The sequence below is a fragment of the Brevundimonas sp. DW-iso22 genome, from assembly GCF_058725425.1.
In genome coordinates this window covers 123,819-138,551 of sequence record NZ_JBZXEB010000008.1, presented here as the reverse complement: position 1 = coordinate 138,551, position 14,733 = coordinate 123,819, and the positions used below count along the sequence as shown (strand labels likewise).

At 64.1% G+C, this 14,733-nt stretch carries 16 protein-coding genes and 3 tRNA genes; 2 read left to right on the top strand and 17 right to left on the bottom strand.

Annotated elements, in window-relative coordinates; genetic code table 11:
* Position 1: 1 nt before the first annotated feature.
* The 13 genes from AC4PRM_RS14560 to AC4PRM_RS14500 form a co-directional block, all read right to left on the bottom strand.
* A complete protein-coding gene (locus tag AC4PRM_RS14560; RefSeq protein WP_373258048.1) occupies positions 2-1,324 on the bottom strand; it encodes a dicarboxylate/amino acid:cation symporter in 1,323 nt (440 codons plus the stop codon).
* 29 nt (positions 1,325-1,353) lie between these two features.
* Positions 1,354-2,466, bottom strand: a complete 1,113-nt coding sequence (locus AC4PRM_RS14555; protein WP_492040397.1) for an amino acid ABC transporter substrate-binding protein — start codon at positions 2,464-2,466, stop codon at positions 1,354-1,356.
* A gap of 78 nt (positions 2,467-2,544) precedes the next feature.
* Positions 2,545-3,288, bottom strand: coding sequence for a Crp/Fnr family transcriptional regulator (locus AC4PRM_RS14550; RefSeq protein ID WP_373258050.1), 744 nt, complete (start codon positions 3,286-3,288; stop codon positions 2,545-2,547).
* Positions 3,289-3,357: 69 nt separating this feature from the next.
* Positions 3,358-3,585, bottom strand: a complete 228-nt coding sequence (locus AC4PRM_RS14545; protein WP_373258051.1) for a DUF6894 family protein — start codon at positions 3,583-3,585, stop codon at positions 3,358-3,360.
* A gap of 45 nt (positions 3,586-3,630) precedes the next feature.
* Positions 3,631-3,707: transfer RNA gene (locus tag AC4PRM_RS14540), tRNA-Arg, on the bottom strand.
* Between the two features lie 88 nt (positions 3,708-3,795).
* Positions 3,796-4,101: an ETC complex I subunit gene (locus AC4PRM_RS14535; RefSeq protein WP_373258052.1), complete on the bottom strand. Its 306-nt coding sequence runs from the start codon at positions 4,099-4,101 to the stop codon at positions 3,796-3,798.
* A gap of 84 nt (positions 4,102-4,185) precedes the next feature.
* Positions 4,186-4,262, bottom strand: a tRNA-Pro gene (locus tag AC4PRM_RS14530).
* Positions 4,263-4,311: 49 nt separating this feature from the next.
* Entirely contained in the window at positions 4,312-4,797 is a 486-nt protein-coding gene (locus AC4PRM_RS14525; RefSeq protein ID WP_487922284.1) for a DUF192 domain-containing protein, read from the bottom strand.
* A gap of 29 nt (positions 4,798-4,826) precedes the next feature.
* A complete protein-coding gene (locus tag AC4PRM_RS14520; protein WP_492040476.1) occupies positions 4,827-5,393 on the bottom strand; it encodes a cold-shock protein in 567 nt (188 codons plus the stop codon).
* Positions 5,394-5,648: 255 nt separating this feature from the next.
* Positions 5,649-5,723, bottom strand: a tRNA-Glu gene (locus AC4PRM_RS14515).
* Positions 5,724-5,784: 61 nt separating this feature from the next.
* The gene (recJ, locus tag AC4PRM_RS14510; protein ID WP_492040396.1) at positions 5,785-7,587 is read right to left on the bottom strand and encodes a single-stranded-DNA-specific exonuclease RecJ; all 1,803 of its coding nucleotides are present in this window, start codon (positions 7,585-7,587) and stop codon (positions 5,785-5,787) included.
* Positions 7,587-8,543 carry a class II fructose-bisphosphatase gene (gene glpX, locus AC4PRM_RS14505; protein WP_492040395.1) on the bottom strand — a complete coding sequence of 319 codons (957 nt, stop codon included), beginning with the start codon at positions 8,541-8,543 and terminating at the stop codon, positions 7,587-7,589. Before glpX ends, recJ begins: the two co-directional genes overlap by 1 nt.
* Positions 8,544-8,608: 65 nt before the next feature.
* Positions 8,609-9,055 carry a hypothetical protein gene (locus tag AC4PRM_RS14500; RefSeq protein WP_373258057.1) on the bottom strand — a complete coding sequence of 149 codons (447 nt, stop codon included), beginning with the start codon at positions 9,053-9,055 and terminating at the stop codon, positions 8,609-8,611.
* A gap of 90 nt (positions 9,056-9,145) precedes the next feature.
* On the opposite strand from AC4PRM_RS14500, the gene phaC reads away from it, so the two are divergent.
* Positions 9,146-11,158, top strand: coding sequence for a class I poly(R)-hydroxyalkanoic acid synthase (gene phaC, locus AC4PRM_RS14495; protein WP_492040394.1), 2,013 nt, complete (start codon positions 9,146-9,148; stop codon positions 11,156-11,158).
* The gene (locus tag AC4PRM_RS14490; protein ID WP_492040393.1) at positions 11,155-11,538 is read left to right on the top strand and encodes a hypothetical protein; all 384 of its coding nucleotides are present in this window, start codon (positions 11,155-11,157) and stop codon (positions 11,536-11,538) included. The genes phaC and AC4PRM_RS14490 overlap by 4 nt, the downstream gene beginning before the upstream one ends.
* A 4-nt stretch (positions 11,539-11,542) precedes the next feature.
* Here AC4PRM_RS14490 and msrB read toward each other — a convergent pair whose 3' ends face one another.
* The 4 genes from msrB to rplM form a co-directional block, all read right to left on the bottom strand.
* Complete coding sequence (gene msrB / locus AC4PRM_RS14485; protein WP_492040392.1) at positions 11,543-12,040, bottom strand: peptide-methionine (R)-S-oxide reductase MsrB; 498 nt, start codon at positions 12,038-12,040, stop codon at positions 11,543-11,545.
* Between the two features lie 47 nt (positions 12,041-12,087).
* Positions 12,088-13,020, bottom strand: a complete 933-nt coding sequence (gene argC, locus AC4PRM_RS14480; RefSeq protein WP_492040391.1) for an N-acetyl-gamma-glutamyl-phosphate reductase — start codon at positions 13,018-13,020, stop codon at positions 12,088-12,090.
* A 522-nt stretch (positions 13,021-13,542) separates the two neighbouring features.
* On the bottom strand, positions 13,543-14,040 hold the full coding sequence (gene rpsI, locus AC4PRM_RS14475) for a 30S ribosomal protein S9 (protein ID WP_487922290.1): 498 nt from the start codon (positions 14,038-14,040) through the stop codon (positions 13,543-13,545).
* Positions 14,041-14,042: 2 nt separating this feature from the next.
* Positions 14,043-14,519 (bottom strand): 50S ribosomal protein L13, encoded by a 477-nt coding sequence (rplM, locus tag AC4PRM_RS14470; protein ID WP_373258063.1) that lies wholly within the window; start codon positions 14,517-14,519, stop codon positions 14,043-14,045.
* Between the last annotated feature and the right edge of the window lie 214 nt (positions 14,520-14,733).

Here is a 14,733-nt window from a genome sequence, read left to right as displayed (position 1 = left end):
CCTAGGCCGGCGGTGCCACGGGCACGTCGTCGCCGGGCTGGATCGGCACATCGTCTTCGCCACGCGACACGACCGTCGCCAGTACCAGATCGCCCGTGACGTTCAACGTGGTCCGGCACATGTCCAGGAAGCGGTCCACGCCCAGCACCAGACCGATGCCCTCGGCGGGCACGCCAACCATGACCAGAATCATTGCCACGACCGGCAGCGACCCGGCAGGAACTCCTGCCGTCCCGATCCCGCCGAGGATGCAGACCAGCATGACCACGAACTGCTGGAACAGGCTCAGCTCGATGCCGAAGAACTGGGCCAGGAACAGCACGGTCACCCCTTCGAAGAGGGCCGTGCCGTTCTGGTTTGCGGTGGCCCCGACCGTCAGGACGAAGCGCGCGATCTTGCGCGGCAGGCCCAGCTGCTCGTCTGCCGCCTTGAGCGCCACTGGCAGGGTGGCGTTGGACGAGGCCGTCGAAAAGGCCACCACCATGGGCTCGCGGATACCCCGGAAGAAGGCCAACGGCGACCGCTTGCCCAGGGTCCAGACGATCGTCGGATAGACCACGAACATGTGGATCGCCATCGCGCCCACGGCCACGCCGGTGAAGGCCGCCAGCCGAACCAGCAGCTCCCACCCGAACAGCGCCGCCAGGTTGAACATCAGGAAGGCGATGGCGAACGGGGCCAGTTTGATGACCAGATTGATCAGCTTCATCGTGACCTCGAGGATGCCCTCGATGGTCTGCTGGAGGCGATCGGTCGCCGGGCTCTTGGCCATGACCAGGCCGATGCCGAAGATCAGGGCGAACACCATGACCGGCAGGATTTGATTTTCGGCAGCGGCCGTGAAGACGTTCGACGGGATCAGTTCAAGGAAGAACTGGCCCAGCTGGATGCTCTCGGGCGCGTTGTCGACGATATTGCCGGCCCCTTCGGCACCTTGTGCCAGTAGCTGGTCGGCCAGGATGCGATCGACGCCCGCGCCCGGCTGGAAGACATTGACCATCACCAGTCCGATTATCACGGCGATGCCGGACATCAGGATTGTCAGCGCCAGAGTTTTCCAACCCGCACGTCCCAGCGATTTCAGGTCGCCCATCTCTGCCACCCCGACCACAAGGGCCGAAAACAGCAGCGGGATCACCAGCATGAACAGCAGGCGCAGGAAGATCTGCCCCGCCGGTCCGGTGATGTTGGTCGTCACCCAGACGACCCATTCCGTTTCCGGACCCACCAGCATATTGACGGCCAGACCGCCTCCCAGCCCGACCACAAAGCCGATCAGCATCAGCCAGTGAAGCGGCAGTCCGCCTTTTTTGGTCGCTTCCATATATCCCCCGGCCCGTTGATCGGGCGCTGTCATCGAATGGGCAGGGCGTAGATCAGGCCGCCCGGCCTAGCGTTCCATTGTGCGTTAAGCCCCCGCTCAAGGTCGAGCGGAGAATCCGCGCCGATGTTTCTGGCAAAGATTTCGCCATAGTTGCCGCGCGCCTTGATGGCGCGTGCGGCCCAGTCATCGGACAGACCCAGCGTCGCGCCCAGTTCGCCTTCAACGCCCAGCAGGCGGCGAATACGCGGATCGGTCGCTTCCTCGATCTGGGCATCCACGGTCTCGGACGTGACGCCCAGTTCCTCGGCCGTGATCAAGGCATTCAACGTCCAGCGCACGACAGAGGTCCAGGCCTCGTCACCGCGCTTGACGGCCGGCCCCAGTGGCTCCTTCGAGATGACGTCCGGCAGGATCATGTGCTGGTCAGGGCTGGCCAGCGTCGTTCGCGCCGCCGCCAGGGCCGAGATGTCGGCGCTCAGGGCATCACATTCCTCACGCCCATAGGCCGCCGCCGCCGCCTCGGCACTCACCGCCTCGACCTTGCGGTACTCCAGGCCACGTGCGCGGAACCAGTCAGCCACATTGCCTTCGGAGGTCGAAGCCCGCTGAACGCAGACGCGGGCCGTATTCAGTTCCTGCGCGCTGGTCAGGGTCAGCGCCCGTCGCACCATGAAGCCCTGACCGTCGTAATAGTTGACGCCCGCGAACCGCACGCCTTCCTCAGCCTCGCGCGACAGGGTCCAGGACGTTTCGCGCCAGAGGACATCGGCGCGGCCGCTGCGCAAAGCTTCGAACCTTTGGGCATTGGACACGGGCACGAATCGCACGGCGTTGGCATCGCCCAGCACGGCTGCGGCCAAGGCGCGACAGAAGTCGACGTCGAAGCCCTGCCACTGACCGCGATTGTCCGTATAGGCGAAACCGACCAGGCCCTCGTGGACGCCGCAATTCAAGCGGCCCCTCGCCTTGATCGCGGCCAGCGTCGGGCTGGCGAATTCGGGAGCGACGGTGCTGGTCTCGGTCGCAGGGGCTGTATCGTCCGCCGTTTCGCCACCGCCGAACAGATCACAACCGGCCAAGCCAAGACCCAGGGCCAAGATCACACCTGTGATCGCTGCCTTGCCTGCCTTCACTGGCTGCATGTCCGTTTCACCGTCGTACTGACCCTCGTCGGCCCTTTAGAAGCGTTCGCGCCGTCGGTATCAACCGCCACGAGGCATTTAGTCCTCGGGTTCAAGCATATCCTGACCGGGTGCCAGACCCAGTCTCTCGGTTCGCGTCTTCTGAATCATGTAGCATTCACAGGCCGCACCCTCGAGGCGCCGCCGATTTTCGACGCGCAGGGCACCACGTGCGTAGGAGATGGCACCCTGACGTTTCAGCTCCGCAGCACCGGCCGACACAGTCGTGCGCTGCACGCCTAGCATGACCGACATTTCTTCCTGGGTCAGCTCAAGTGCGTCCCGGCCGGTCCTGTCGCATAGCGTCAATATCCATCGGGCCAGTCGAGATGTGCTGTCGTGGATCGCATTGCAGGCGGCATTCTGGGCCCCCTGGGACTGATTATCGTGGGTCAGCAGCATCAGACGCTTCAGCAGGCGGGGGCTCTCGCCCACCTGTTTCCTCAGCGCTGCTGCGGACAGGGCGATGATGGTGTCGCCTTCACGCACGGTCACCCGCCACGCACACGGAGCCTCGGCCAGGAAGGCGGCCAAGCCGGAAACGCCTTCCGATCCGACCGTCGAAATCTCGACCTCGCGTCCGTCGCTGAAGGCCATGAGATTGGACAACTCTGTGGCGACCGGAAAATGCACTTCGCGAATACGCGATTCCTGCTCGATCAGGACCTGATCTTTTTCGACCTTCATGCGGCGCAGATGCGGCTCCAGCGCGATCTGATCCGCCTCGTCCATAGATTCCAGCAGACCATTGCCGCTGTTATCCGCGCTCAATACGCTGGCCATATCTTGTATCCGGTCCCCAGCGCCACCGTAGCATGACACCCATGCGCTACACCGACCGCGCCTAATATTCTACACCGCCGTGGCGACCGCTTCTATCCGGTAGAAGACAGTCCCGTCCTCACGCGCCACCGTCAGGCCGAAGACACCACCTCCAATCAGTTTCGAGGCTTCGCCCGGCAGCAACTCCGCCAGGCTGGCCACGGCACTGGCGCAGGCGGCCGCGTCGTTGGGCAAGGTCTCCCCGTCGGCATCGACGGGTGTTCGTTCTGATGTGGTGTCAAAGAAGTAGCGCGGCATGACCGGGAAAGCCGCCCCAGACGTCTTCGTTCCCTATGGCCAAGTTGGCGCGCCCAGCAGGACTCGAACCTGCAACATCCCGCTTAGAAGGCGGGTGCTCTATCCGGTTGAGCTATGGGCGCTCTCGCGGCTCAAGTAGCGCAAAGCGCGGTAGCCGCAAAAGAAAACTCGGCTCAAGCAGCGAGACGCCGAGCGATAGCCACCCTCTGATCAATGCGTCCAGGGCTGCTTGCGGAAAGTGGCGAAGTTGTCGGCGTAGGCCTTGATGATCACCGGCGGCTCTTGCGGCTCATGCAAGCGGAAAGGAATGCCATGGCGCTCGGCATAGGCCACAGCCTCCTCGGCACTGTCGAAGGTCAGACGAACCTGACCGTTCATGTCGTCGGAACTGGTCCAGCCCATGAGGGGATCAATGGTCCGCGCCGAGGCGGGCTCGAACTCCAGGCGCCAGCTCAGGGTCTTGGCCTTGCCCGACTGCATGGCGGTCTTGGCGGGACGATAGATGCGGGCCAGCATGAGGAACCTCGGCTCTTGATCAGCGCCATTCGGGACGCTCAAGCAGCGAGGCTCCGCGAGCCGAGCGTTAGCGTCCCCAAAAAATGGTCGGAGTGAGAGGATTCGAACCTCCGACCCTCTGGTCCCAAACCAGATGCGCTACCAGGCTGCGCTACACTCCGGCGGCGGGATGTGACACACTCGAGCCTGCGCCGCAACGCAGCAAATCGCTTATTCGGCAAAGAATGGGTGTCGGACCCTATCTCCAGCCTTGGCCCCAATCTCGGAAGCGCGACCCGCACGTAGTTCCAGAACGCCGCTGGCAGGACCGTTCGAAGGGATCAGCGCATCGCTGTTGGGCGGCGCATTCGGAGCGATCGAAACGATCACGCCGCGCGGATCGATGTAGATGATGTCCAGCGAAGAGGGCGTATTGTGCATCCAGAAGGCGCGCTCTGCGACATCCGGAAACTGAAACAGCATGCCTCTGTCATCCGCCAAAGGTGGACGCCCCATCATGCCGCGCTGGCGTTCTGCATCGTCGTCAGCGATCTCGACCATGAAGCGGTGCTCACCGGAACTGGTCACGACCGTCAGAGGCTCGAGTGGATTGCCCTGTGCATCCTTGGGCGTGCCCGCGCCTGCGCAGCCGGACAACAACGTCAGACTGACGACGCCTGCCGCCAGACCGCTCAGAAACCCACGACGATTCGACATAGACTCACACCCTCATAGGGCGGTCATGATCAACCGCCCGGTCTGATTTCCGCAACCACCAGGCCCTTTGGCCCGTCGGCGAACCGCACCGCGACGGCTTCGCCCGGCAACAGATCATCCAGTCCGCAGCGCCGCAAGGTCTCGACGTGCACGAAGATATCTCCTGGCTCGTTGTTTCGCACCACGAAACCATAGCCCTTCGTGCGATTGAACCATTTGACGACGGCTACTTCCATACCGGCGGTGCTGGCGTCGTCCACCGTCAGTGCAGCAGGATGCTGGCGAATGCCGTCGTAGGCGGATCGACGTAGGGGCTGAGTGGGGCCTTCGCCTTCGCCAAGCTCATGCACCTCGGTGACCTGCCAACCCTTGGGGCGACGTGTACAGTCACAAACTATCGGTGCCCCCTCTCCTGCCGTCTCGAAACCCTTGTCACGCAGGCTGGTGACGTGCAGCAGAACGTCACGATCTTCGGTCAGACCGGAATCATCAGGCACGATGAAGCCATATCCCTTACCCGGATCGAACCACTTCACGTGACCGATGACACGAACAATCGCCACCGCACCCGTCTCAACGCCCTCGTAGTCCGACACAGCCACCCCTCCGCCCGCTTAACCTTACGGACGAGTTCCGTTTAACACGGTTCTGTGAACTCAGGAAAAGAGAAAAAACGCTGGTCGGGAGAAGCCGATGCAAATTTATTTGTGTTGGCGTGAGCTTCCATCGGGCGCGGCGCACGGCTGTTTCACCCTGGCACCACAGTGCAACCCATGAGCAGATATCATAGGCCGGGGCACCCTGATCAGGGAAGTCCGTTCTCAGGTCTCAGGAGATGGAATGCCCCGCGCTGGCAGTCCCTAGGGGAGTCGAACCCCTCTCTTCAGGTTGAAAACCTGACGTCCTAACCGATAGACGAAGGGACCGCTGCGCGGGGAAGCGGCGATATAGCCGCCGACATTCGGGGATGCAAGCGCCGATGGCCGATTAATTCATCCGCGGATCAGCGACGTCCTCGACCTCGAACTGAACACCCTTTCGGCCGTTCCAGTCGTCCGCCTTGAGGCGACCTACGACACTCAACCCGCCCTGCCCCGACAGCAGCGCCTGACCTGTCGGCAGGTCCGAACAGCGCCAGGCGATGGCCTTGACCGAGGCTCCGTCCGCCCCGACCAGGCGGCACCTGACATGTCTGCCCGTCATGGCCACAGCATCTCGGGCTGCGACATGCGACAGCGCGAACAAAGGCTCTGGATTGGCCGGACCGAAGGGAGCCAGTTGCTCAAACTGCTCGAACAGGACGCGCGTCGCCGCACCGGGCTCGATAAGGGCGTCGATTTCCACACCGTCCAATGCCTCGGCATGCGCCTGCTCGCCCGCCATGCGGTCGTTCAGGAAATCTCTCAGACGCCCGATATCGTCGACGCGCACCGTCAGGCCCGCAGCCATCGCATGGCCACCGCCCGCGATCAGCACACCCTCGTTCCAGGCCGCCTGAATAGCCCGCCCCAGATTCATGCCCGTTTGCGAACGCCCCGAGCCCTTGCCGATGCCGTTGATCGCATCGACGCCAATCACCACCACGGGCTTGCGCCAGCGTTCGCGCAGACGGCCGGCCACGATCCCGACTACGCCGGGATGCCAGTCCGCACCCTCGATGACCACGACCGCAGAACCATCGTCGTGCGCCCCCGTGGCCTCGACACGCCGCGTGGCCTCCTCGGTCACCAGGCGCTCAACTTCGCGTCGCTTGATGTTCAGCGTATGGAGCTCTGCCGCCAAAGCCGAAGCCTCAGCCTCGTCATCGGTCGATAGCAGCCGCGCCCCCAGGTCCGACTTGCCGATCCGACCGCCAGCATTGATTCGCGGCCCCAGGATGAAGCCTGCGTGGTTCGACTTGGCGGGACCTGGCTCGGCTCCCGCCGCAGCCAGTAAAGCCCGCAAGCCCGGATTGCCCCAGTCGGACATGACGCGCAGCCCAAGACTGGTCAGGGCCCGGTTGAACCCAGTCAGGCCGGTTACATCACAGATCGCCCCCATGGCCGCCAGATCCAGCCATTGGCGGATGTCCGGCTCCTTGCGATCCTGGAACAGGCCCTTGCTCCGCCCTTCGCGGTTCAACGCAGCCAGAAGCACGAACACCACGCCCGCCGCCGCCAGATTGCCCTGGCCCGAGGTGTCACCGGGCCGGTTCGGATTGACCACGGCGGCACAGACCGGCGGATGCTCGCGCATCATGTGATGGTCGATGACGACGACCCTCAGCCCGATCGACGCCGCGTGGGCCACCGCCTCATTGGCCGCCGCGCCGCAGTCCACAGTAATGACCAGATCGGCACCGGACGCCTTCAAGGTGTCGAACGCCTTGGCGCTGGGCCCGTACCCTTCGGTCAGGCGGTCCGGCACATAGATGGGCAGGTCAGTCCCCAAGGCCCGGAACCAACGGACCAGCAGGGCCGCGCTGGATGCGCCGTCGACGTCATAGTCGGCGAACACATGAATCGACTGACCGGCCTGCAAGGCCTCGACGATGACCTGAGCCGCCACGTCCATGTCCGTGAAGCTGGACGGATCAGGAAACAGTGCCTTCAGCGTGGGGTTCAGGAAGTTTGCGCCCTGATCGGCCAGCACCCCGCGCGACGCCAGTGCCCGCGCCAGCGGTTCATCCAGACCCAGAGCCTGCATGTGCGCCCGGATCAGCCCTGGCTCGGCCGGCCTCTGCCGCCAGGCCCGGCCCGAGAGCGAGCGGGATATGCCCAGAAACGCAGGCTGGCCCGCCCCGTCGGCCATCAGAGCGGACGGATCGTGCGGATGCGCTGGACCGTGCGGGTCGAGGAATCCATAACCAGCGTATGGGTCGAGACGAAGCCGTCCTTCATCTGTACCCCGTCCAGCATGGCCCCCTTGGTCACGCCAGTCGCCGCAAAGATGGCGTCCTTGGACACCAGCTCATGCAGATCGTATTTGCGGTCGAAGTCGGTCACGCCCGTACGATTGGCCCGTGCCCGCTCCTCGTCATTGCGGAAGATCAGTCGCCCTTGGAAATGCCCGCCCACGCATTTCAGCGCCGAGGCGGCCAGCACACCTTCCGGTGCTCCGCCGGAGCCCAGATACAGGTCGATGCCGGTCTCCGGCTCGGCGGTGTGGATCACGCCGGCCACATCGCCGTCGGTGATCAGCATGACCTTGGCCCCGACCTCGCGCAGGGCGGCGATCAGCTCGGCGTGGCGCGGACGGTCCATGACGCAGACGGTGATGTCTTCCGGGCGCACGCCCTTGGCCGAGGCCAGCGAGCGGACATTGTCACCCGGCTTCATGTCCAGATCGACCGTTCCGGGCGCAAATCCGGGGCCGATGGCGATCTTGTCCATATAGGTGTCGGGCGCATGCAGCATGCCGCCGCCGGGCGACATCGAAAGCACCGTCAGGGCATTGGCCATGGCCTTGGCCGTCAGGGTGGTGCCTTCCAGCGGGTCCAGCGCGATGTCGATGGCCGGACCTTTGCCGGTCCCGACCTTTTCGCCGATATAGAGCATAGGGGCTTCGTCGCGCTCGCCCTCGCCGATGACGATCTTGCCGTCTATGTCGAGGCTGTTCAGGGCCGTGCGCATGGCGTCGACCGCCAGTTGGTCCGCGTGCTTCTCGTCACCGCGTCCGATCTGGGACCAGGAGGCGATGGCCGCCAGTTCGGTCACGCGCGCTGCATCGTAGGCCAGAGTGGCGGCGTAAGGGGCCAGATCGGCCATGGGCGTATCTCCTTGGGGGATGATCGCCGGATTCTCCGATCCGGGCGAGCGCGTCGATCAGTGAGCTATTGGCGGCGCGTGATGGGCGGTGGCGCACGGCCGCGTTCGCGGGCACGGCGCAGGTATTCATCGATTTCGGCCTGGGTCTGCTGGGTCGCCGGCGCGACGGCAGTGGCCGCCACCCTCGCCCGCAGCGCCTCGGCGAACGCCGCCGAATCGCCGGGCAGTGTCCAGTCGATCCGGGCGACTTCACCCGCCAAGGCTCCCTGCGTGACCCGCAGCGTATTGACCTCTGCGGCAATGGCGGTGGGGGTTGGGGCAGGCTGATCCGTCTTCGGAAAGTCGGCCCAGCGCGGATATTCGCGATTCGCATCGACCAGAGCCTGAACCCTTGCAGCAATCGGCGAAGTCTCGTCCGTGCGGGGGTTGAACGACGACGCACAGGCCGTCAGTGCCGAAGCGCAGACCACCATGACTAGCACGCTGCCGATTTTCTGGATCAATGCGTTCATTTCAGGTGCGCTCATATGCCATGATTGCGACAGGCGGAAGGGCGGGCGCGCGGCTTGCCCTGTCTGACGACGATCTCAAGGAGCCTGACCATGGCCAAGCCCCCGTCCAAGTCGGTCCCGAAGACCGTGCCTGACGCGGCTTCGCGTGCGCCGCGCAAGTCGGGTCGCCCGACGTCAGCAAAGCCGCCTCGTCCCCGCGCCAAGGCGGCCAAGCCAGAGATCGAGCCCACCCCCTCCCCTGTCGTCGAAGCCGTTCAGGCCGATTCGCCCCCGTCCCCGACACCTGAGCTACAGCCCGCACCAGACACCCCCTCTTTCCCCTTCGCCGACGTCGGAGCCGATCAGCGTCAGATGATCGAGAGCCTTTCGCTGAATCTGGCCCGCGCCGCGATGACGGCCCAGACCGCGATTGCCGAGGCCGCCCTGTCTCAGGCGGACCGCCCTGCCGCCCTGTCGCCCGACCCGTTCAACGTCGGCCCGGCAATGAACAGCGTGATGACCAGCCTCGCCTCGCGCCCCGATCGCCTGTTCGCCGCCCAGGCCGATCTGTTCAACCGGTACATGGACCTGTGGGCCACCACGACGCGCCGCGCGGCAGGCGACGACACGCCCCCCGAACCGTCGAAGGACAAGCGGTTCAAGGACCCGGCCTGGTCCGAAAACCCCATGTTCGACATGATGCGCCAGTCGTATCTGGTCACCGCTGACTGGATGAACGGCCTGGTCTCCAGCGTCGATGATGTCGATCCCCTGACCAAGCGACGGGCCGAGTTCTTCACCAAGCTTTTGACCGACGCCTTCTCGCCCTCCAACTTTCTGGCTTCCAACCCGGCCGCGCTGAAGGCCCTGGCCGAGACCAATGGCGAATCGCTGGTGCGGGGGATGCAGAATTTCGCCGCCGACATGGAGCGCGGTGCAGGCAAGCTGAAGATCAGCCAGGCCGATTATGGCCAGTTCGTCGTCGGCCAAAACGTCGCCACCGCGCCGGGCCAGGTCGTCTGGCGCGACGAGCTGTTCGAACTGATCCAGTACGATGCCGCGACGGACAAGCAGCGGGCCATCCCCCTGCTGATCTTCCCGCCCTGGATCAACAAATTCTACATCATGGATCTGCAGCCCGCGAACTCGCTGATCCGCTGGCTGTCGGCGCAAGGGTTCACCGTCATCGTCTGCTCCTGGGTCAATCCGGACAGAGACAAGGCCGAGTTCGGCTTTGACGACTATCTGGACAAGGGCATCTATCGCGCCATCGAAAAGGTGCTGGAGCAGACTAGTGGCAAGCACCTGAACACCGTCGGCTACTGCATCGGTGGCACCCTGATGGGCGCGGCCCTGGCCCATATGGCGGCGAAAAAGGACGAGCGGGTCACGGCCACAACCTTCTTCGCCGCGCAGCACGACTTCGCCGAGGCGGGCGACCTCCTTCTGTTCACCGACGAGCACTGGCTGGCCCAGGTCGAGGAACAGATGGATGCGGCTGGCGGCGTCCTGCCCGGCGCGGCCATGGCCGAGACCTTCAATGCCCTGCGGGCCAACGACCTGATCTGGTCGTTCTTTGTGTCCAACTATCTGATGGGGAAGTCGCCCGCTGCCTTCGACCTGCTGTTCTGGAATGCGGATCAGACCCGCATGCCCAAGCGGCTTCACATGGACTATCTGCGCTCCATGTATGGCCAGAACCGGCTCAGCCAGGGCACGTTCGAGATCGGCGGCCTCACGGTCGATCTGTCCAAGGTCACCATCCCGCTGTATTTCCAGGCCAGTCGCGAGGACCACATCGCGCCGATGAACTCGGTCTATCGGTCGGCGCGGGCCTTCTCCAATGCCGACGTGACGCTGACTCTGGCCGGATCGGGGCATATCGCGGGGGTCATTAATCCGCCCAGCGCCAACAAATACCAGCACTGGATCAACCCTGCCCTGCCCGCGACCCTGGCCGAATGGCAGGCGGGGGCCGAGGAGCATCCCGGCAGCTGGTGGAACCACTGGGCCGACTGGCTGCATGACAAGTCGGGCGGATGGGTCGCGGCCCGCGACCCCAAATCCGGCCCTCTTTCGCCGATAGAACCGGCCCCGGGCTCCTATGTGAAGGTCAAGAGTTGAAGCGTATCGAACCGAACCTGCTGCTGGCCTTTGCGACCGGCATCCCGCTTCTGCTCCTGACGATGACGGCGACCGTCTATGGCGAGCCTGGTCCGGTGTGGCTGAACCCGGCGCTGGCGGTGCTGTACACCGTCATCTACGTCGGCCTGAACCAGCCGTTGTCGAAGCTGATGAAAATGAACGCCCAGCGTCCGCCCATGATCAGCCCGCTGGCTCCGACCTCGGCCGTCTGGGCGGGGATATTTCCCAGCATCGTGACCGTCCTGGCGGTCGTACCGTTCTTCATCCGCGGCTTCAACTACGGCCTGATGGTCGTGATCGCCTCGATCCTGTTCGGCGTGACGGTCCAGTCGGCGATCACGGCCCGCAAACAGGCCTGAGCCGTCAGGCGGGCACGAACTTCAGCGCCACGCCATTGTTGCAATAGCGCTTGCCCGTCGGACGCGGGCCGTCGTCGAACACATGGCCTTGGTGTCCCAGGCAGCGGGCGCAGTGATATTCCACGCGCGGGATGCCGATCGCATAGTCGGTCTTGGTCCCGATATTGGCGGCGATGACGTCATAGAAGCTGGGCCAGCCCGTGCGGCTGTCGTACTTCCACTGCGACCGGAACAGCGGAAGGTCGCAGCCACGACAGACGAAGGTCCCGCGCCGGCTCTCGTTGTTCAGGGGACTGGAGCCCGGCCGCTCGGTCGCCTCGTGCCGCAGGACGTCATAGGCCGCGCGTGGCAGCCGCTGTCGCCACTGCGCATCCGTCACGCGGCGAAAGGGCGAGTTGGCGTACTGACGGGTCGAGGCGTCCGCCGTCTCGGGCGCACAACCAGTCAGGGCGACCGCACCGGCGGTCAGGAACAGGGTTCGACGGCTCAGGGTCTGGGTCATGACCAAATATACGTCGGCAGAGCCGCAGAGGTTTCAAGCGCGACGGATCACCCCAGCCCGGTGCCCTCGTCCAGCCCCAGCATCAGGTTCAGGTTCTGAACCGCTGCGCCCGACGCGCCCTTGCCCAGATTGTCCAGCAGTGCGACCAGCCGCGCCTGCCCGCCCGACCGGTCGCCAAAGACATGCAGCCGCATCCGGTTGGTGCCGTTCAGGCCCTCGGGATCCAGGCCTGTCATCGCTTCGGTCGTCTCGAGCTCCGCTACTTCGACGAACCTCTGGCCGTCGTAGGCTTCGGCGAGGGCTCCATGGATGCGCTCGATGGACGGTGTCTCGGGCAGGGACGACAGGTGCAGCGGCACCTCGACCAGCATGCCCTGACGATAGTTGCCCACCGCAGGCGTGAACAGCACGTCGCGCGAAAGGCCCGTGTGCCGCGTCATCTCCGGCACATGCTTGTGCTTCAGCGACAGGCCATAGGCGCGGAACGGTGTCGGGGCACCACCTTCGAACTCCGCAATCATCGCCTTGCCGCCACCGGAATAGCCGGACACCGCATTGACCGTCACGGGCCAGTCGGCTGGCACCAGCCCGGCCCGTACCAGTGGCGCGATCAGGCCAATGAAGCCGGTCGGATAGCATCCCGGATTGGACACCCGCGTCGCGCCTGCGATCCGCTCGCGCTGCCCGGGTGCCATCTCCGCAAAGCCATAGATCCAGGCCGGATCGACGCGGTAGGCCGTCGAGGCGTCGATCACCCGCACCGCCGGGTTCTCGATCATGGCCACCGCTTCTTTCGCCGCCTCGTCCGGAAGGCACAGGATTACCGCATCCGCCGCATTCAGCGCTTCGCGCCTCGCCTCGACCTCGCGCCGCCTGTCGCCGAGCAGGATCAACTGGAGATCAGCGCGCGCCTCCAGCCGTTCGCGGATCTCCAGCCCCGTGGTCCCCGCCTCGCCGTCGATGAAGATGGTAAGTGTCATGCTTGCCTGACCAGCGCGAAAACAACGAACAGGAATGCTGCAACGCCTAAGAGAGACACTGCGCCGAAGAAACTCAGTGTACTCCAGTATGATATCGGTTGGCTGCTTCGACGTGTTACGTACCTGATGCCCGCTCGAGACCGTTGATCGATCTCTCCCTTTCTGATTCCGGTCAAAAAATTCCACCCCATGAACACCGCGAGTCCGAGCGGAAACGGAGCCAAACAGATCAGATCGAAAACCTCGCGGCGAGGTATGGTGTAGTTCACGACCTCTGCCACCTGGCTCACCACCCCGTAACCTAGCGTGATTGAGAACAAGATCAGGAAGATCGACAACGCCCAGGCGTCGCTTCCTAGAGGCGGGTCGGCCAAGAGCCTCCAAGCCAACCCGAGGCAAAGAAGCAGGAGACTTGTCCCGCCCGCGATCATCAGCAGACTAAGCGACATGATCCAATCCAAAGAAAAAGGCGCTCCAGGTTGCCCCGGAGCGCCTTCGTAATCCCACTGCCGGGATCGGCAGTTAGCGCTTCGAGAACTGGAAGGACTTGCGGGCCTTGGCGCGGCCGTACTTCTTGCGCTCGACGACGCGGCTATCGCGGGTCAGGAAGCCGTGCGGCTTCAGGACCGGGCGCAGGGCCGGCTCGTAGTGGGTCAGGGCGTGCGACAGGCCGTGGCGGATCGCGCCGGCCTGGCCGGACAGGCCCGAGCCCTCGACGGTGCAGACCACGTCGAACTGGGTTTCACGGCCGGTGACGACCAGCGGCTGGGCGATCATCATGCGCAGGATTTCGCGGGCGAAATACTGCATCTGGTCCTTGCCGTTGATCGTGAACTTGCCGGTGCCGGGCTTCACCCAGACGCGGGCGATCGCGTTCTTGCGCTTGCCGGTCGAATAGGCGCGACCCTGGGCGTCCAGCTTCTGGACGTAGACGGGGTGCTCTTCGCCCACGCCGGGGGATTGCATGCTCTTCAGAGCATCAAAACCGGTGGCGGCTTCGGTGTTGGTGACGTCGGTCATGCTCAGACGCTCCGGGTGTTCTTGGGAGAGGCCGACGCGAAGTCGATCGTCTCGGGCTTCTGGGCTTCGTGATCGTGGGTCGAACCGGCGAACAGGCGCAGGTGCGTCATCTGCTTGCGAGCCAGCGGGCTCTCCTTGGGCAGCATGCGCTCGACGGCCTTTTCAAGGACACGCTCGGGGAAGCGGCCGTTCAGGACCTTTTCCGGGGTCGTCTGCTTGACGCCGCCCGGGTGACCGGTGTGGCGGTAGTAAATCTTGTCGGTGTTCTTCTTGCCAGTGAACACCACCTTGTCGACGTTGGTGACGACGACATAGTCGCCGCAATCGACGTGGGGGGTGTAGTCGCCGCGGTGCTTGCCGCGCAGACGGTTGGCGATGAACGTCGCGAGACGGCCCACGACGACGCCTTCGGCATCGATGTGGATCCACTTCTTCTCGACGTCGGCCGGCTTCAACGAAGCCGTAGTGCTCTTCAGCATGACGTGGGTTTCCCGGGAAGGCGATACGATGAGCCCCTCCCCACCAGATGGCCGGAAGAAGCGGAAGGCGCGCTTACTAGGGGATGACAGGGTTGGGGTCAATGACTGATATCACCCGAACATGCCAATATGTCATTGAATATATGAGTTTAATTTAGTAAGGTATTAAAATACCGCATATGTTTGGCAGAATGAGGCGCGTTTCTACCGGCGA

What these genes read in the sequence shown, in the direction of transcription:
- AC4PRM_RS14560 (WP_373258048.1), bottom strand. Translation starts at nt 1,324, where the DNA reads ATGGAAGCGACCAAAAAAGGCGGACTGCCGCTTCACTGGCTGATGCTG.
- AC4PRM_RS14555 (WP_492040397.1), bottom strand. Translation starts at nt 2,466, where the DNA reads ATGCAGCCAGTGAAGGCAGGCAAGGCAGCGATCACAGGTGTGATCTTG.
- AC4PRM_RS14550 (WP_373258050.1), bottom strand. Translation starts at nt 3,288, where the DNA reads ATGGCCAGCGTATTGAGCGCGGATAACAGCGGCAATGGTCTGCTGGAA.
- AC4PRM_RS14545 (WP_373258051.1), bottom strand. Translation starts at nt 3,585, where the DNA reads ATGCCGCGCTACTTCTTTGACACCACATCAGAACGAACACCCGTCGAT.
- AC4PRM_RS14535 (WP_373258052.1), bottom strand. Translation starts at nt 4,101, where the DNA reads ATGCTGGCCCGCATCTATCGTCCCGCCAAGACCGCCATGCAGTCGGGC.
- AC4PRM_RS14525 (WP_487922284.1), bottom strand. Translation starts at nt 4,797, where the DNA reads ATGTCGAATCGTCGTGGGTTTCTGAGCGGTCTGGCGGCAGGCGTCGTC.
- recJ (WP_492040396.1), bottom strand. Translation starts at nt 7,587, where the DNA reads ATGGCCGACGGGGCGGGCCAGCCTGCGTTTCTGGGCATATCCCGCTCG.
- glpX (WP_492040395.1), bottom strand. Translation starts at nt 8,543, where the DNA reads ATGGCCGATCTGGCCCCTTACGCCGCCACTCTGGCCTACGATGCAGCG.
- AC4PRM_RS14500 (WP_373258057.1), bottom strand. Translation starts at nt 9,055, where the DNA reads ATGAACGCATTGATCCAGAAAATCGGCAGCGTGCTAGTCATGGTGGTC.
- phaC (WP_492040394.1), top strand. Translation starts at nt 9,146, where the DNA reads ATGGCCAAGCCCCCGTCCAAGTCGGTCCCGAAGACCGTGCCTGACGCG.
- msrB (WP_492040392.1), bottom strand. Translation starts at nt 12,040, where the DNA reads ATGACCCAGACCCTGAGCCGTCGAACCCTGTTCCTGACCGCCGGTGCG.
- argC (WP_492040391.1), bottom strand. Translation starts at nt 13,020, where the DNA reads ATGACACTTACCATCTTCATCGACGGCGAGGCGGGGACCACGGGGCTG.
- rpsI (WP_487922290.1), bottom strand. Translation starts at nt 14,040, where the DNA reads ATGACCGACGTCACCAACACCGAAGCCGCCACCGGTTTTGATGCTCTG.
- rplM (WP_373258063.1), bottom strand. Translation starts at nt 14,519, where the DNA reads ATGCTGAAGAGCACTACGGCTTCGTTGAAGCCGGCCGACGTCGAGAAG.